Genomic DNA, 13635 nt, shown 5'->3' with positions numbered 1-13635 from the left:
GTGCGGCCACAATCTGTTCATTTCCGCAAGCAAATCAAAGATGACCCTGACCTTCGAAGATTTCCCGCCCGGCCGGTTCGGAACGTTCGGCCCGCGCCATGTCACCCGCGACGAGATTTTGGCCTTTGCCGCCGAGTTCGATCCGCAACCGATGCACCTCGACGAGGAGGCGGCAGCGAAGAGCATGCTGCGCGGCCTGTCCGGCTCGGGCTGGCACCTCTGCTCGCTGATGATGCGGATGATGGCCGACGGTTTCATTATCCGCGCCGCGTCGCTGGGGTCTCCCGGCGTCGACGAGGTGCGCTGGTTGTCGCCGCTCAGGCCGGGTGACGACCTCATGCTCGATGTCGATGTGCTGGAGGCGCGCGCCTCGAAGAGCCGGCCTGAGCTCGGCATCGTCAAGTTCAAATGCACCGTGCGCAACGCGACGGGACAGGCGCTGTGCGAGATGACCTCGCCGATCCTGATCAAGCGGCGCGAGGGGGCGGTCTGATGCGGTTCTTCGAGGACATCGCGATCGGCCATCGCCGCGAGATCGGCGCCTATAAGTTCACGGCGGAGTCGATCAAGACATTCGCCCAAAAATTCGATCCGCAGCGCTTTCACCTCGACGAGGAGGAGGGCAAGAACTCGCTGTTCGGCGGCCTCGCGGCCTCGGGCTGGCATGTCGGCTCGGCCTGCATGAGCCTGCTTGTCGCCGACGGCCAGCGTCTGGCGCGTGAGGCCGCAGCGCGCGGCGAGGAGGTCGCGGTGTGGGGGCCGTCGCCGGGCTTCCGCGATCTGCGCTGGATCAGGCCGGTGCTCGCCGGCGATACTGTCGCCTATGTCAACGAAGTCATCGACAAGCGCACCTCCGCCTCGCGCCCCGGCTGGGGCATTTTGACGGCCCGCACCACCGGCACCAACCAGCGCGGTGAGGAGGTGTACTCCATCACCGCCTCAGCCTTCGTGCCGACGCGCGCGAAGGGTTAGATCTGTTCCAAGATGAACGGCTGAAAAGACGCGCGAGTGTTGCCCGCGCGCTATGGACGCGATTCCGGGTGGCTGCCATAAGCCTGCTCAGCATGGTTATCCGCGAAGCAATTGGCGGAACCATCGAGTTGCTAACCAATTATGAACCTGTCGCTGTCTAATTGAAACGAATTGGGCAGAGTACAGGGGACGAGGACCATGGCAGACCGCGGCGCACTCAAGCTGGTTGGATTTATCTTCGCTACCGCGACGCTGGCCGTCATGCTGGTCGCCGGTATGGTGGTGAAGGGCTATGCCGACGGTGCCTACACCTTGGAAGCCTCGAGCATCGACGCGGCCCGGTAACGGTTCGTTAACTCTGCGGGGCTGCGAAGCGGCCTCCGCCCTCAGCGGCTATAGACGAACGCCAGCACCGCGATCGCAACCGCCAGCAATCCGACAAAGCGCAGCATGATCGTGCCGAACTGGTTCGGCGCCGGCCGCATCGGTATCGGGTCCGTGGTGTCGGGCCGAATGCTTTCCATCTGAAATGTCCCCTGAGCCCGCGTAACACCGACGGGCGCTTGGCATTGGTCGCCGGGGATGGGCGGAGGGTTCAAAGGGATACTCTCGTATCCCGGACGCGCTGCAGCGCCTTAGCGCTGCTGCGCTGAGCCAGGACCCATCGCGCCACATGTTCCGCTGTCATGCCCCGCAGGCGGGGCATCCAGTGCGCCGCGGCCTCTCGGCTCGATCATTGCTGTCTCTGGAATACTGGATCACCCGCCTTCGCGGGTGATGACAGCTGTCGTGAGGCGCGTGTGTGCCTCCATAACACCCACGAATCAAAACCGCCGCGCCCCTTTCGGAACGCGGCGGTTCGGTGATGCTTGGTACGAGCGATCAGCTGTTGCGCAGGCCGTCGGCGGCGCGCTTCCACTGGGCGACGTTGTCGGAGATCATGCGGGTCGACTTCATCGCAGCCTGGCTGAGCTGGGCGTAGCCGGAGATCTCGCGCTGGACGCGCTGGCCTTCGGCATGAAGCAGGTCGCGCAGGCTCTCGAGCTCGGAGATCAGATTCTCGATCTCGGCGAGCGAGGTGCCGGCGACGCGCTGGATCAGCGAGTTGACGTTGTTGACGGTGGCTTCCGCGCTCGGGTCGAGCGGCGGCGCGTCGGTGGTGGTTGCCGCCGGGCGGCGCAGATAGGCGATGTCGTTGCGGACGAAGTCACGGATGCCGGCTTCGACCTCGGTGACCGCGGCGAGGTTGGTGTCGACCGTCTCGGTCTCGGTGGCTTCGATCTTTTCCGGACGCATGGCGTTCATCGGTGTTCCCCTGTTCGCGTTGAGCGCAGCGCGAGTGTCCCCCGCACGACGACATCTGTAAGGCCGTAGCATCTGGACGTCCGATTTTGACCGCAACTTGGCCGAGATGCGGCAAGGGCGGACCATTCGGGGGCTTTGCCATGGCGTGGTTAGGAGAGTGTGAACGCCGTTGAGATGAAGCGAACGTGCGGCTCTGCCGGTGCTCGACTCCCTCGCCCCGCTTGCGGGGAGAGGGTGGGGTGAGGGGGAGTCTCCGCGGGGACGGTGACAGTTGGATTCGCGGAGGCTCCCCCTCACCCGGAATTTGCTGTCGCAAATTCCGGCCTCTCCCCGCAAGCGGGGAGAGGCGAAGAACTCACCAGCTCTTCTTGAATCCCGCCGTCACGCTCTTGTTGACCGCGCCCTGCGAGGTCTCGCCGACCGAGCCGGAGACGGTGACGTTGTCGAACAGCTTCTGCTCGGCGCCGAACTTGCGCAGCCATTTGTCGTCGGTGGTCGACATGGTCTGGCCGGCGGTGATGCTGGTGCCGGTGTCGGTGAGGGTGACCTTGGCGGACTGGTCGGTCTCGTAATTGCGCGTGACGTGACCGCCGACGCCGGGGACGGCGGTGGTGCCCTGCTGGTTGACGCTGTAGCCGTTCTGGAGCGTCAGCGACGTGTCGCCCGACAGCGGCACCGACTTGGTCAGCGACGCCCCGAGCTTGCTCTGCTCGGCGCCGGGATCGACGCGGGCTTCGACCGCGGTCTTGTCCCAGATCACCCCCGCGCCCGGCGCGGTTGCGGCGGCCCAGGCGCTGCCGGAGGATTGCGGCAGGCTGCCGCCATTGGTGGCCTTCTGCGCCAGCAGCTCGGACATCGTCCGCGGCTCGCTTGCCACCGTCATGTCGGCGCCGATCCGGGCGTCCCAGAACGAGGACACCGACTGCTTCACCGTCACCGCCGAGGAGCCGTTGGTGTTGGTATTCGACGACCAGTTCATTCCGTCATTGGCCGCGGCCTGCGCCCGCTTCTTGGCGGCGATGATGTCGTTGAGCGTGCCGGCGTCGATGGCGAGCTGGCTCCAGTCGAGCTTGTCGACGTCGATGCCCTTCATCACATCGGGGTCGTTGACGTTGGGGGCCTCTGCCGTCTCGGCCTCCTCGTCGTCGGGCGCTGCGGACGGGCCGGGGGAAAAGGGCGGAATGATCTGCGCTGAAACCGTCAGAACCGAGCCCAGAATGAACGCCGCCGCCAGCACCGGCAGCCTGGTCCAGCCAAAACCTGTCGTGAATTCCATTGCCCTTGCCCGCGAGCCCTGACGCATCCGAGCCGCCAATATAAAGCGGCTTTTGGTGATGACCATGCGCCATTCGGTCCGCTCAATACATGGTGATCTATCGTTGCGAAATTGTGGCGGCTCGCTCCGAACCCCGATGAGATCAAGAGCAGCGAACCAACGGGCCGCGCGAAAGGCGCGCGCCCGATGACGGGCTTCCGGCACGACGGCATCCGGCGGGGCTGGAGGCCAGGACGTCGCGCCACGCATCGTCATCGGTCCCGAAAGCGGGGCCCGTTGGTGTCCCCCTCAGCCGACGCTGGTCATCTTTGGCAGATGAATGGCGCGGCCGAGTGCCTGCTCGACCAGGTCGAAGCTGTCGATCAGCACGCGCATGCTGATCAGCTTGCCCGCCCTGAACTGGGCGAACTGGGCGACCCGCAGGGAAATCGGCTTGTTGGAATCCAGCGCCGTCAGCGAATAGCGCAGCATCGAGGCGGCGGAATCGACGCCCAGCATGATGCTCTCGCGGTCGAAGCGGCGAACCCTAAAATTGTCGGCGAGCTGATGGATGACGTCGAGCACGGCATCCTTGCCCTGGCGCGCGCCGAGGAACGGAAACATGTCGATCGGGCCGTAGAGCGCCCATTCGACGTCCTCGTCGATCAGGGCCTCGATGTCCTCGAAATGCCGGTCGTTGATCGCGCGGTGCAATGCGCGCGAGAAACGCCAGAGGCTGTGCTCTGTCATTTTGGGCAGTCCTGACGCTGGCTTGCAAAAAACGAAAAACAACCCCACGCACAGTACGCGCAACGGGTTGCCAATTCATTAGTATACGAACAAATACCGGATTTCGGCCAAAACGCAATTCACGTTTTCGCAATGCACAATTGACCGCGCTTTGTGAGATTTACAATAGAACCCCGTAATCTCCCGGTCCCGGACCGGCGGTTCCGGTTCCCCTACACCCCGTCCACCCCTGCCCCCACAATCAGCGGCCCGATCTCGCGCTCCAGCACCTGTTGCACCAGGTCGTAGGAATCGATGATCTCGCGGATCTGTGCCACCAGCCCGCCGCGAAAGCTGTAGAACACGGCGATGTCGAATTGCACGACGCGGTCGTTGCTGCGCTTCTTGAAATGGGTGTGCAGGTAGGTCGCGACCTCGTCGCCGTCGGCGAGGATGTGCGGCGCCTTGTAGCGGACTTCAGAATAGCGCGACCACACCGTCTGCCAGAGCTCGCGCAGCTCTTGCTTGCCATGCCGCGGCACCATGTGCGGCAGCACGTCGATCGGCGCATGGGTGAGGAAGTCGACGTCGTCGGTGCAGCACGACAGCGCGGCCTCGATGTCGCCGCGCGCAAAGGCGTCGAGCAGATGCAGCACGCGTTGCCTGTTCAGCGATTCAACCGTCATGCTGCTCCCGCCCTCGTTGGCCGCGGATTGCAAACGCTATCGTGCGGTTCGCGGGTCCATCAATCCGCAAAAACACAGGGTGAGGGTATGACGCCCGAATGCAATGTCTGGTTCATGGGATGCAAGTCCGGGTTGCGCGTCGGTTCGCATGCAAGAATTCGAGCGGTCGTCGCGTCGTGCAATGATGCCGCGTGCCTGTTGGCCGGCGCGTCTTGCCGTGTCTGGCGCAGGGAACCCGGACCCGCCTGCGCTCGTTGATATCAGGACATCGCATCCGGAGACATCGACCCATGAAATCCCCGCTTCTCACTGTCGCTGCCGCGCTTCTCATGCTCGGCGCAGCCTCCGCCGCCAACGCCAAGGGCTGCATCAAGGGCGCCGTCGTCGGCGGCGTCGCCGGTCACTATGCCGGCCATCACGGCGTCCTCGGCGCCGCCGCCGGCTGTCTCTACGGCCGACATCACGCCAAGGAGCAGGAAAAGCAGCAGCAACAGCAGAGCCAGGTGAACGGGCAGGGGAAGTTGTAGCCGTCGCTCCGAATAGTGCGATCCCGCTGCCGCATCGGCGGTCCGCTCCCTCGCCCCGCTCTTGTCCGCCGTAGCCTTGGCGAAGGCGGATGCGGGGGCGCGACGAGCTTCGCTCGCGCTGAGAGGGTTGGGGTGAGGGGGAGTCTCCCCGGGGACGGTAGCAGTCGGATTCGCGGAGAGTCCCCCTCACCCGAAATTCCCGCTTTCAGCGCGAATTTCGACCTCTCCCCGCAGGCGGGGCGAGGTGAAGGGCACCGCGTGACCCATCTCACATCACCCCTCCGGCATCGCGGCTAACGTCACCGGCATGTCATCAGGGAGACGTGCCATGGCCGCCATCGCCGCCGCAAGAAAGTCCCGCCTGCACAACGCGATCGAAGGCCTCGCGCTGACCGCGACGCTGCAGAGCTTCCCGACTTTCGCCGCCGCCGCCTTTCTGCTCAAGCTCGCGGGCAACCACGACCTCGCCGGCGATCCCGGTGTCGCCATCTTCGTCGCCATCGCCTCGCTCGCCCACGCGATGTTGGCTGTGACCTTCGGGCCGAGCTTCCCGCATTTGTTCAAGACCGTCTACGAGCCAAAGTTCTTCGAGGCCCATCTGTCGCTCGCCGACAAGGTCACCGCCTGGCGCACCCAGCCGGTCGCCTCGCTCCAGCTCGTGACCATCGTGCTGCTGCTGTCGGTGATGGCGGTGGTGACGGCGAGCGTGGGGTGATTGCATCATGCCCTTCATCACCGCGTCGAAACCCGGCCCGCTCAACTGGCTCGAAGGTTTTGCGCTGACCGCAATCCTTCAAGGCTTCCCGATCTTCGCCGCGGCCTCGCTGATGGTGAAGCTGCTGAGCGACTCCCCCGGAAGCAGCCACGTGCTCACCATCGCGCTGGCGTCGATCTTCTACAGCGTCTTCGTCGTCTCGGTCGGCACGGCATTTCCGAGACTCAAGAGCGGCTACGAAGCCCAGTTCTTCGACGCGAACCTGTCCCTCTCCGAAAAGATCGCCCGCTGGCGTGCCAAGCCCGCGACGTCGGTGCAACTCATGGCGTCCGTGCTGCTGCTGTCGCTGCTGGCGACGATCGCGGGATGAGTGAGCTGAGGTTGATCGACAACTATCAAACACGCACTTGAGAGGTAACGACGTCGCAAAACTTGCCCTCCGGCGCTACTAAGATCGACCGAGGGCCCGTAGATCCGGTAATTGTCTATCTTCGATGAAGCCCATTTCAAGCGCAGCCGCCTTGTTCAAGATGGCCGTTTGTGCGTGCCTGTCCCAATTACTTCCGCGGCTAGTTTCGGGTAAAGCAAACCGTATTTGCTGTTTCACAGCGCCGCCAGATTTCGCGCCAACAGCTTTCGCAAAATCCTCGCAAAAGAGAGTGAACTTACTGTCCATTCCTTTTCCTGGTGAGGAGGTCTTCTCCCACGTTTCGCTGGTCCCAAACAGTTGGACTAGTCGCCGATACAAAACACGCCGCACGTCTCCTGTCCAAATATCCGGCTGGTGAACCATTTCAAATCCTCCAATCACCCAAGGCGTTGCAATGCAGCAAGTGACGAACGGTCGACAGCCTAATACCTAAGGTGGATGCACGAAAAGCTACAACTATCAGAGGGTTCCGGTCTATGCTTCCTAAGGGGAGGCTGGACAATGAGCTACAAAACTCTGTCGCTCGATTCGCTTGTGATAAATCGAGCCAACGATCGCCACGGCGAGCTTGAGAATGAGACTGCCGCCATAGCGTGGTTGTTCAATAACTTTGAGCAACATATGCGAAATCTGACGAAGGACATAGTTGTCAATGGTCAGGTCTTTGAGCCGCCGTTAGTTTTTCCTGATGACAGAGGGCAATTCATTTTATTCGACGGCAACCGTCGAATGACTTGCTTGAAGTTATTGGAGAAACCGAGAAGAGCGCCAACGACCGAACTGCAAGAGTTTTTCGAAACGCAGCGATCCAAGTGGCAAAGTGAATTTCCCTCTGCAATCGAATGCCAAATCGAAACCGACCGGGATCGAATTGATGACATTCTTTTCCGTCGTCATACGGGGAGCCAGTCCGGCGTAGGTCAATCTACGTGGGACGATCGGATGAAGTCGAACTTCATAAATCGTACCGGTATGGGCGGAGGCTTGAATATAGCCGACGAAGTTGAAAAGCGGCTCTCTGAGGCCGGCATGCTGCCCCGCAAAAAGATTCCGAGGTCGAACCTAAACAGACTACTTTCCGGAGAAGCATTCCGCAACCGAGTGGGATTCACCAGTGCGAAGGGTAGATTTGAATTTACGCATGACGAGCCAATAGTGCTTCGAGCGCTCCGGCGCATAGCGGAGGATTTCGCAAGTCGAAATAAAGTGCTGGGAGACATTTGGGACATTGATGGGAAGCGGGCATACTTGGACCAATTGGAGCAAGAGGGGATCTTGCCAACGGCGGCAAATTCGCTGGCATTGAAGCAGGAGCCTCCGTCTTCTGCAAAGCCAGCACTGGCCCGTCCCGCGCGTCTTACCAAACCGCAGACCAGAAGAACTCTAATACCAAATACAACCTACGCTATCGCTTGGGCCGGAAGAATTCAGAGACATAGAGCAATATGGGAGGAGCTGCAGTTTCATTTGAACTTAAGTGATCACCCCAATGCGATTTCGGTGCTATTTCGCGTACTGGTCGAACTCGCAACTGAAAACTACATCGAGCAAACCAAGTTAGCGACGATTGCTCACAATGATAGCATTGCAAAACGAGTGTTGAAAGTTGCGCAGGATTTGAAATTTCACGGGAAAATTGACGACAAGTACTTAGAGCTACTTAGCAAATTCCCACAACGTGATCAGCTTCTCTCAGCCGACACACTCAATCGGTATGTCCATTCTCCAAACTTCGCGCCGTCGCCCGACCATTTGCGGGCGATGTGGGATTGGATGGCAAACTATCTTGTTCTCTGTTTGAACGCCTAAGCTCCCTACCTCTTCTTCCACCCACCCCGCCGCCCCGGCATCCCACCCGTCGACTTCGGCGCCGGCCCGAACTCCGGTCCCGATTGCCTTGAATCCGTCGGCTGGATGATCCGGCTCGTGCTGCCGAACGGCTTTGCGGGCAGCGTTTGCTTCTCGCGGTAGGGCAGCGATTCCGGCCCGTGCATCTCGTCGAGATGCGGCTTGTGGACTTTCGATCCACTGCCGCCGCCGCTGGCCTTCAGCGCGGAGCTCACGGTTTTCTTCTTCATGGCGCTGACCGGCAGGTTCGCGGCATCGCCGTACTTCTTCGCTCCGGCGTAGGCGCCGGCCTTGCCCTGCACGGTGCGCTGTTTTGCGGTGGGGTCATCGACCACCGCGAGCTCGGTGGCGCGCAGGCGCTTGACTTCGTCGCGGAGGCGGGCGGCCTCCTCGAAGTTCAGATCGGCGGCGGCCTCGCGCATCCGCGTTTCCAGATCGGCGAGCACGGCTTCGAAATTGTGGCCGATCGAGATGACGTCGTCGGTCATGTCGTGGCCGCCGACCTCGACCAGCACGTGGTCGCGCTCGTAGACGGAGTTGAGGATGTCGCCGATCTGCTTCTTCACGCTCTCCGGGGTGATGCCGTTGGCGGTGTTGTACTCGACCTGCTTTTCGCGGCGGCGGTTGGTCTCGGCGATGGCGCGCTCCATCGAGCCCGTCATCTGGTCGGCATAGAGGATCACCTTGCCGTCGACGTTACGCGCGGCGCGGCCGATGGTCTGAATCAAGGACGTTTCACTGCGCAAAAAGCCTTCCTTGTCGGCATCCAAAATCGCGACCAGCGCGCATTCGGGAATGTCGAGGCCTTCGCGCAAGAGATTGATGCCGACCAGCGCGTCGAAGGCACCGAGGCGGAGGTCGCGGATGATCTCGATGCGCTCGATGGTGTCGATATCGCTGTGCATGTAGCGCACGCGAATGCCCTGCTCATGCAGATATTCGGTCAGGTCCTCCGCCATCCGCTTGGTCAGCACCGTGATCAGCGAGCGATAGCCGGCTTGGGCTGTGGCGCGGACCTCGCCGACGAGATCGTCGACCTGCGTGCGGGCAGGGCGGATGTTGACGGGCGGGTCGATCAGGCCCGTGGGGCGGATGACCTGCTCGACGAACACGCCGCCGCTCTCGCTCAGCTCCCAGCCGCTCGGCGTCGCCGACACCGCGACCGTCTGCGGCCGCATCATGTCCCACTCCTCGAAGCGCAAGGGGCGGTTGTCCATGCAGGAGGGCAGGCGGAAGCCGTATTCGGCAAGCGTCGCCTTGCGGCGGAAGTCGCCTTTGAACATGGCGCCGATTTGCGGGACGGTGACGTGGCTTTCGTCGGCGAACACCAGCGCGTTGTCGGGGACGTATTCGAACAGCGTCGGCGGTGGCTCGCCGGGCAGGCGCCCGGTGAGATAGCGCGAATAGTTCTCGATGCCGGCGCAGCTTCCCGTCGCCTCCATCATCTCGAGATCGAAGGTGGTGCGCTGCTCCAGCCGCTGCGCTTCCAGCAGGCGTCCCTGGTTGTGGAGCTGGTCGAGCCGCATCTTCAATTCGGATTTGATCGACTTGATCGCCTGCACCAGCGTCGGGCGCGGTGTCACATAGTGCGAGTTGGCGTACATCTTGATGAATTCGAGCTCGTCCTGCTTGTGGCCGGTGAGCGGATCGAATTCCTCGATGGTCTCGATGGTGTCGCCGAACAGATTCACGCGCCAGGCGCGGTCTTCATAGTGCGCCGGGAAGATGTCGATGACGTCGCCTCTGACCCGGAAAGTGCCGCGGGTGAAATCGGCTTGCGTCCGCTTGTACTGGAGCGCGACGAGGTCGGCGATGAGCTGGCGCTGGTCGATGCGCTCGCCCTTCTTCAGCGCGAACGTCATCGCGGTGTAGGTCTCGACCGAGCCGATACCGTAGATGCAGGACACCGAGGCGACGATGATGACGTCGTCGCGTTCGAGCAGCGCACGCGTTGCCGAATGGCGCATGCGGTCGATCTGCTCGTTGATGGACGAGTCCTTCTCGATATAGGTGTCGGTGCGCGGAACGTAGGCTTCCGGCTGATAATAGTCGTAATAGCTGACGAAATATTCGACGGCGTTGTCCGGAAAAAAGCTCTTGAACTCGCCATAGAGCTGGGCGGCGAGCGTCTTGTTCGGCGCCAGGATGATGGCCGGCCGCTGCGTTGCCTCGATCACCTTGGCCATGGTGTAGGTCTTGCCGGAACCGGTGACACCGAGCAGCACCTGGCTGCGGTCGTTGCGGTTGATGCCCTCGACCAGCTCGGCGATTGCGGTCGGCTGATCGCCGCGCGGCTCGTAGGCCGACTTGATCTCGAAGCGCACGCCGCCTTCGGACTTTTCGGGGCGCGGCGGCCGGTGCGGGGTCCACACCTTGGTGGAGCCGTCGTCCTTGCGGAACTCGGGACGGCCCTCGCGGATCAACGATTCCAGCGCGTCGGCGGTCGCCTTGACGCCGAGCGCCTCCATCTTGTTGCGCGGGGGACGCGCCAGCGCCTCGGCGTCGTCCTCCTCGGTGGGAAAACCGAGCTGCCGCGCCAGTTCCGGATCGAGCGTCGGAATCGTGGCGGCGGTGCCGTAATTGGCCTGCGGCGCCTCGTCCAGTCCCGCCGGGCGGTCACTGGGGAAGTCCTTCGGCGTCGAAGCCCGCGCCCGATGCGCGGCGGCCTCGCCCCCGGCGCGGCGGTCGCGCGAATTGTCCGGCGGCGGTTGCAGCCCGGTGCCCGATCCAAGCCCGGCATCGCCGCGATTGATTGCGGGATTGAGCAGCTCGGCCAGCGCCGGCCCGATCGGCTGCACGTCAGGCCTGTGCGCCTTCGAGTTCGGGGCCTTGGTTTTGGAAGATTTGCCGGATTTTTCGGAGGATGCAGGTTTCTTCGCCATGCCCCGAATATGGGGCGAGTCCGCCCCTCAGAAAAGGGCGAAGGTACGTCCGTGCTCACGCTGCTGACAGCAGGTTGGCAGCAGGGCAGGATCACGCCGCGGGTGGCGGCTCGTTCGGCCGCTAGTGGCCGGCTGCCCCGAGCTTTTTCGAGATCAGCTTGGGTGCGTCCGACCAGGAGGTGAAGTCGACGCCGAATTGCAGGGTCTTCATGTGAAGCTCGTCCCGGCACACCCTGATATGCTCGGCGTTCTCCGTGATGAAGAGTGTGTCACGCAGGGTGCCGTGGATCTTGGCGCGTTCGAGTGCGGTCTTGAAGACCTTGGCTGCGGGCTTCCTCACCCCGGCATGGGTCGACAGCGTCACGCGTTCGTCGACCGGCTCGAACAAGCCCCGCAGATGGGTCCCGTCCAGCACCCCGAGATATTCGGCGAACGTCGCCGCGATGGCCTCGGGGGTTCTTGGTTCCGGCATCGTGTAGTCGGAGACCAGGCACATGACCAGCGGCTTGTGGTCCGCCGCTTTCAAGGCCTTGAGCTTGGCGAGCGCGTCTTCAACCCCGGGGTACGGCTTTTTGGCGGCGGTGTCGTAGAGCGTGTCGCCGAGGTCAAGCAGCAGAGCCTTGATCATTGTCATGCCTCCTGCGCTTGCTCGCTCGCCCGCCTTACGCCGCCGGCGGCGGTTCGTCGTCGTCCTCAGCCGCGAGGTGCGGCTTGAGAATGTCGAGATGGATCCCGCCGCAATCGGTGCAGCGCATGGTCCAGTACTCACATCCAGCACGGCCGCCGATCACGCGGAGCACCGTGAGATCGCCGTCGCATTCCGGGCATTGCGACAGCACCGTACGGTCGTAAATCCGAGGCCGTAATGCGTCTTCGAATTCGATGACTGACAAGACCGGTTCCCCCTGTTGCGTGCCGTCCCTGCTCGATTATTCGTCGTCGCTGTCATCCGCGCGCCGGCGGAAGCGATCGATGTGGTGCTTGGCATCGCGGATTGCAGCGTCGCGATCGGGCCAGGCAAAGCCGACCTCCATGGCCGGAAACAGCACGCCGTCGATGGCAACCAGGCTGAGATCGGCGCGCCGGATACGGGCATGCCACAGCCCCTTGCCAGCTTCGAAGGATTCGATGTCAAAGCCGTCGTAAAGGGTCGTCATTGGTAGTCCCCAGAGTGTGTTTTGCGTGTCGTGGTCGAGTGTCTTGCTCGAACGCCGTGTTGGAGGGTCAGGGGACCACATTTGCGGATTTTGGGATGTGAAGCGGTTCACAAGGGGCGGGCTTTTTTGCCCGCGGAACCGCTGGATTTCAGTTCCGTGCGGCAGTGCGGCCGGCCCGCCGGACGGGGCGGGCCGCGGGCTCGGAGGCCGCGCGCATGATCCAGCGGCGGAACGCGGCAAAGTCGCGCTGCTCGGTCTGAAAACTGCGATAGAGCAGGTACCAGCGCATGCCCTTGGGCACCGAGAGGTCGAATGGCGCCACCAGCCGGCCGGCGGCGAGGTCGTCGTCGATATAGGGCCGGATGCCCATGCCGATGCCGAGCCCGTCGGCGGCGGCCTGGAGCGCCTGGCCGTAGAACTGGAACTCCGGTCCGCGCGCGCTGATGCGCGACAGGCCGGCGGCCTTCAGCCAGATCGGCCAGTCCTCGGGCGAATGCGTGACGCGGATCAGGCCGGGTCCTTTGAGGTCGGCGGGCCGCTTCAGGCCGCTGGCGAGCCGGGGCACGCAGACCGGCGTCAGGTCGCCTGCGAACAGTGGCTCGGCCACCAAACCCGGCCAATCGCCGGTGCCGAGCTTGATGCCGCAGCTCCAGTCCTCGCCGAATGGGACCTCGGCGCCGCCGGTGGTGAAGCGCACCTCGATGTCGGGCTCCTCGCTGCGAAACTCCGACAGCCGCGGGATCAGCCAGCGCATCGCAAAGGTATGGCCAACGCCGATGGTGAGCACGCGCACGCTGGAGGGCGCCGTCACCTGCGCGGTGAGGCTCGCCAGCGCATCGAAGATCGGCGTCAGCCCGCTCTGATAGGCGCGGCCGGCCTGCGTCAGCACCAGCTTGTTGGCCTTGCGCTCGAACAGCGCGACGCCGAGCCGCTCTTCCAGCAGATGCACCATGCGGCTGACGGCGGCCGCCGACACGTTCAGCTCGAGCCCGGCCGCGGCAAAGCTGCCGGTCCGCGCCGCCGCCTCGAATGCCTTGATGCCGTTGAGAAACAGCAGCCGCCGCAAATGACCCACCCTCAGGAAAGCTGATGCAAGGCTAAGATAACTCAGTTTGCGAAGGCAGGGCAA

The 13635-nt window shown here is 63.0% G+C and carries 18 protein-coding genes; 7 read left to right on the top strand and 11 right to left on the bottom strand.

Annotated features, from left to right (window positions below):
• Positions 1 to 40 precede the first annotated feature (40 nt).
• The 3 genes from AC1RR3_RS29120 (at position 41) to AC1RR3_RS29110 (ending at position 1317) form a co-directional block, all read left to right on the top strand.
• Entirely contained in the window at positions 41 to 493 is a 453-nt protein-coding gene (locus AC1RR3_RS29120) for a MaoC family dehydratase (protein WP_492827103.1), read from the top strand.
• The gene (locus AC1RR3_RS29115) at positions 493 to 972 is read left to right on the top strand and encodes a MaoC family dehydratase (protein WP_492827101.1); all 480 of its coding nucleotides are present in this window, start codon (positions 493 to 495) and stop codon (positions 970 to 972) included. The genes AC1RR3_RS29120 and AC1RR3_RS29115 overlap by 1 nt, the downstream gene beginning before the upstream one ends.
• A 198-nt stretch (positions 973 to 1170) precedes the next feature.
• On the top strand, positions 1171 to 1317 hold the full coding sequence (locus AC1RR3_RS29110) for a hypothetical protein (RefSeq protein ID WP_458163310.1): 147 nt from the start codon (positions 1171 to 1173) through the stop codon (positions 1315 to 1317).
• Between the two features lie 41 nt (positions 1318 to 1358).
• Here the strand turns inward: AC1RR3_RS29110 and AC1RR3_RS29105 are convergent, their stop codons facing one another.
• From AC1RR3_RS29105 to AC1RR3_RS29085, 5 genes are all read right to left on the bottom strand, one after another.
• On the bottom strand, positions 1359 to 1496 hold the full coding sequence (locus tag AC1RR3_RS29105; RefSeq protein WP_164987744.1) for a hypothetical protein: 138 nt from the start codon (positions 1494 to 1496) through the stop codon (positions 1359 to 1361).
• Between the two features lie 358 nt (positions 1497 to 1854).
• Positions 1855 to 2277, bottom strand: coding sequence for a hypothetical protein (locus AC1RR3_RS29100; RefSeq protein ID WP_492827098.1), 423 nt, complete (start codon positions 2275 to 2277; stop codon positions 1855 to 1857).
• A 355-nt stretch (positions 2278 to 2632) separates the two neighbouring features.
• Positions 2633 to 3553, bottom strand: coding sequence for a hypothetical protein (locus AC1RR3_RS29095; protein WP_492827096.1), 921 nt, complete (start codon positions 3551 to 3553; stop codon positions 2633 to 2635).
• Between the two features lie 288 nt (positions 3554 to 3841).
• Complete coding sequence (locus AC1RR3_RS29090) at positions 3842 to 4282, bottom strand: nuclear transport factor 2 family protein (protein WP_492827094.1); 441 nt, start codon at positions 4280 to 4282, stop codon at positions 3842 to 3844.
• A gap of 212 nt (positions 4283 to 4494) precedes the next feature.
• Complete coding sequence (locus AC1RR3_RS29085) at positions 4495 to 4947, bottom strand: nuclear transport factor 2 family protein (protein ID WP_492827092.1); 453 nt, start codon at positions 4945 to 4947, stop codon at positions 4495 to 4497.
• Positions 4948 to 5237: 290 nt separating this feature from the next.
• Between AC1RR3_RS29085 and AC1RR3_RS29080 the strand changes: the two genes are divergently transcribed.
• The 3 genes from AC1RR3_RS29080 to AC1RR3_RS29070 all read left to right on the top strand — a co-directional run bounded on the left by AC1RR3_RS29080 (position 5238) and on the right by AC1RR3_RS29070 (position 6559).
• The gene (locus AC1RR3_RS29080; RefSeq protein WP_492827090.1) at positions 5238 to 5474 is read left to right on the top strand and encodes a hypothetical protein; all 237 of its coding nucleotides are present in this window, start codon (positions 5238 to 5240) and stop codon (positions 5472 to 5474) included.
• 328 nt (positions 5475 to 5802) lie between these two features.
• On the top strand, positions 5803 to 6189 hold the full coding sequence (locus AC1RR3_RS29075; RefSeq protein WP_492827088.1) for a hypothetical protein: 387 nt from the start codon (positions 5803 to 5805) through the stop codon (positions 6187 to 6189).
• A 7-nt stretch (positions 6190 to 6196) separates the two neighbouring features.
• A complete protein-coding gene (locus AC1RR3_RS29070) occupies positions 6197 to 6559 on the top strand; it encodes a hypothetical protein (RefSeq protein ID WP_492827086.1) in 363 nt (120 codons plus the stop codon).
• A 78-nt stretch (positions 6560 to 6637) separates the two neighbouring features.
• On the opposite strand, the gene AC1RR3_RS29065 is transcribed toward AC1RR3_RS29070, so the two are convergent.
• Positions 6638 to 6865, bottom strand: coding sequence for a hypothetical protein (locus AC1RR3_RS29065; RefSeq protein WP_492827084.1), 228 nt, complete (start codon positions 6863 to 6865; stop codon positions 6638 to 6640).
• Between the two features lie 255 nt (positions 6866 to 7120).
• On the opposite strand from AC1RR3_RS29065, the gene AC1RR3_RS29060 reads away from it, so the two are divergent.
• A complete protein-coding gene (locus AC1RR3_RS29060) occupies positions 7121 to 8428 on the top strand; it encodes a hypothetical protein (protein WP_492827082.1) in 1308 nt (435 codons plus the stop codon).
• 5 nt (positions 8429 to 8433) lie between these two features.
• Here AC1RR3_RS29060 and uvrB read toward each other — a convergent pair whose 3' ends face one another.
• The 5 genes from uvrB to AC1RR3_RS29035 form a co-directional block, all read right to left on the bottom strand.
• Positions 8434 to 11349, bottom strand: a complete 2916-nt coding sequence (gene uvrB / locus AC1RR3_RS29055) for an excinuclease ABC subunit UvrB (RefSeq protein WP_492827080.1) — start codon at positions 11347 to 11349, stop codon at positions 8434 to 8436.
• A gap of 121 nt (positions 11350 to 11470) precedes the next feature.
• Positions 11471 to 11977 carry an HAD family hydrolase gene (locus AC1RR3_RS29050; RefSeq protein WP_492827078.1) on the bottom strand — a complete coding sequence of 169 codons (507 nt, stop codon included), beginning with the start codon at positions 11975 to 11977 and terminating at the stop codon, positions 11471 to 11473.
• 34 nt (positions 11978 to 12011) lie between these two features.
• On the bottom strand, positions 12012 to 12242 hold the full coding sequence (locus AC1RR3_RS29045; protein WP_492827076.1) for a hypothetical protein: 231 nt from the start codon (positions 12240 to 12242) through the stop codon (positions 12012 to 12014).
• Between the two features lie 36 nt (positions 12243 to 12278).
• The gene (locus AC1RR3_RS29040; RefSeq protein WP_008134447.1) at positions 12279 to 12506 is read right to left on the bottom strand and encodes a hypothetical protein; all 228 of its coding nucleotides are present in this window, start codon (positions 12504 to 12506) and stop codon (positions 12279 to 12281) included.
• 148 nt (positions 12507 to 12654) lie between these two features.
• Positions 12655 to 13572, bottom strand: a complete 918-nt coding sequence (locus AC1RR3_RS29035) for a LysR substrate-binding domain-containing protein (RefSeq protein WP_492827073.1) — start codon at positions 13570 to 13572, stop codon at positions 12655 to 12657.
• Between the last annotated feature and the right edge of the window lie 63 nt (positions 13573 to 13635).

The sequence above is a fragment of the Bradyrhizobium sp. GW821-FHT13H05 genome (genome assembly GCF_058804065.1).
This window is presented reverse-complemented; position numbering and strand designations above follow the sequence as displayed.

Bases quoted from the DNA above. Each gene is read 5' to 3' on its own strand.
- AC1RR3_RS29120 (WP_492827103.1), top strand. From the start codon at position 41: ATGACCCTGACCTTCGAAGATTTCCCGCCCGGCCGGTTCGGAACGTTC.
- AC1RR3_RS29115 (WP_492827101.1), top strand. From the start codon at position 493: ATGCGGTTCTTCGAGGACATCGCGATCGGCCATCGCCGCGAGATCGGC.
- AC1RR3_RS29110 (WP_458163310.1), top strand. From the start codon at position 1,171: ATGGCAGACCGCGGCGCACTCAAGCTGGTTGGATTTATCTTCGCTACC.
- AC1RR3_RS29105 (WP_164987744.1), bottom strand. From the start codon at position 1,496: ATGGAAAGCATTCGGCCCGACACCACGGACCCGATACCGATGCGGCCG.
- AC1RR3_RS29100 (WP_492827098.1), bottom strand. From the start codon at position 2,277: ATGAACGCCATGCGTCCGGAAAAGATCGAAGCCACCGAGACCGAGACG.
- AC1RR3_RS29095 (WP_492827096.1), bottom strand. From the start codon at position 3,553: ATGGAATTCACGACAGGTTTTGGCTGGACCAGGCTGCCGGTGCTGGCG.
- AC1RR3_RS29090 (WP_492827094.1), bottom strand. From the start codon at position 4,282: ATGACAGAGCACAGCCTCTGGCGTTTCTCGCGCGCATTGCACCGCGCG.
- AC1RR3_RS29085 (WP_492827092.1), bottom strand. From the start codon at position 4,947: ATGACGGTTGAATCGCTGAACAGGCAACGCGTGCTGCATCTGCTCGAC.
- AC1RR3_RS29080 (WP_492827090.1), top strand. From the start codon at position 5,238: ATGAAATCCCCGCTTCTCACTGTCGCTGCCGCGCTTCTCATGCTCGGC.
- AC1RR3_RS29075 (WP_492827088.1), top strand. From the start codon at position 5,803: ATGGCCGCCATCGCCGCCGCAAGAAAGTCCCGCCTGCACAACGCGATC.
- AC1RR3_RS29070 (WP_492827086.1), top strand. From the start codon at position 6,197: ATGCCCTTCATCACCGCGTCGAAACCCGGCCCGCTCAACTGGCTCGAA.
- AC1RR3_RS29065 (WP_492827084.1), bottom strand. From the start codon at position 6,865: ATGGACAGTAAGTTCACTCTCTTTTGCGAGGATTTTGCGAAAGCTGTT.
- AC1RR3_RS29060 (WP_492827082.1), top strand. From the start codon at position 7,121: ATGAGCTACAAAACTCTGTCGCTCGATTCGCTTGTGATAAATCGAGCC.
- uvrB (WP_492827080.1), bottom strand. From the start codon at position 11,349: ATGGCGAAGAAACCTGCATCCTCCGAAAAATCCGGCAAATCTTCCAAA.
- AC1RR3_RS29050 (WP_492827078.1), bottom strand. From the start codon at position 11,977: ATGATCAAGGCTCTGCTGCTTGACCTCGGCGACACGCTCTACGACACC.
- AC1RR3_RS29040 (WP_008134447.1), bottom strand. From the start codon at position 12,506: ATGACGACCCTTTACGACGGCTTTGACATCGAATCCTTCGAAGCTGGC.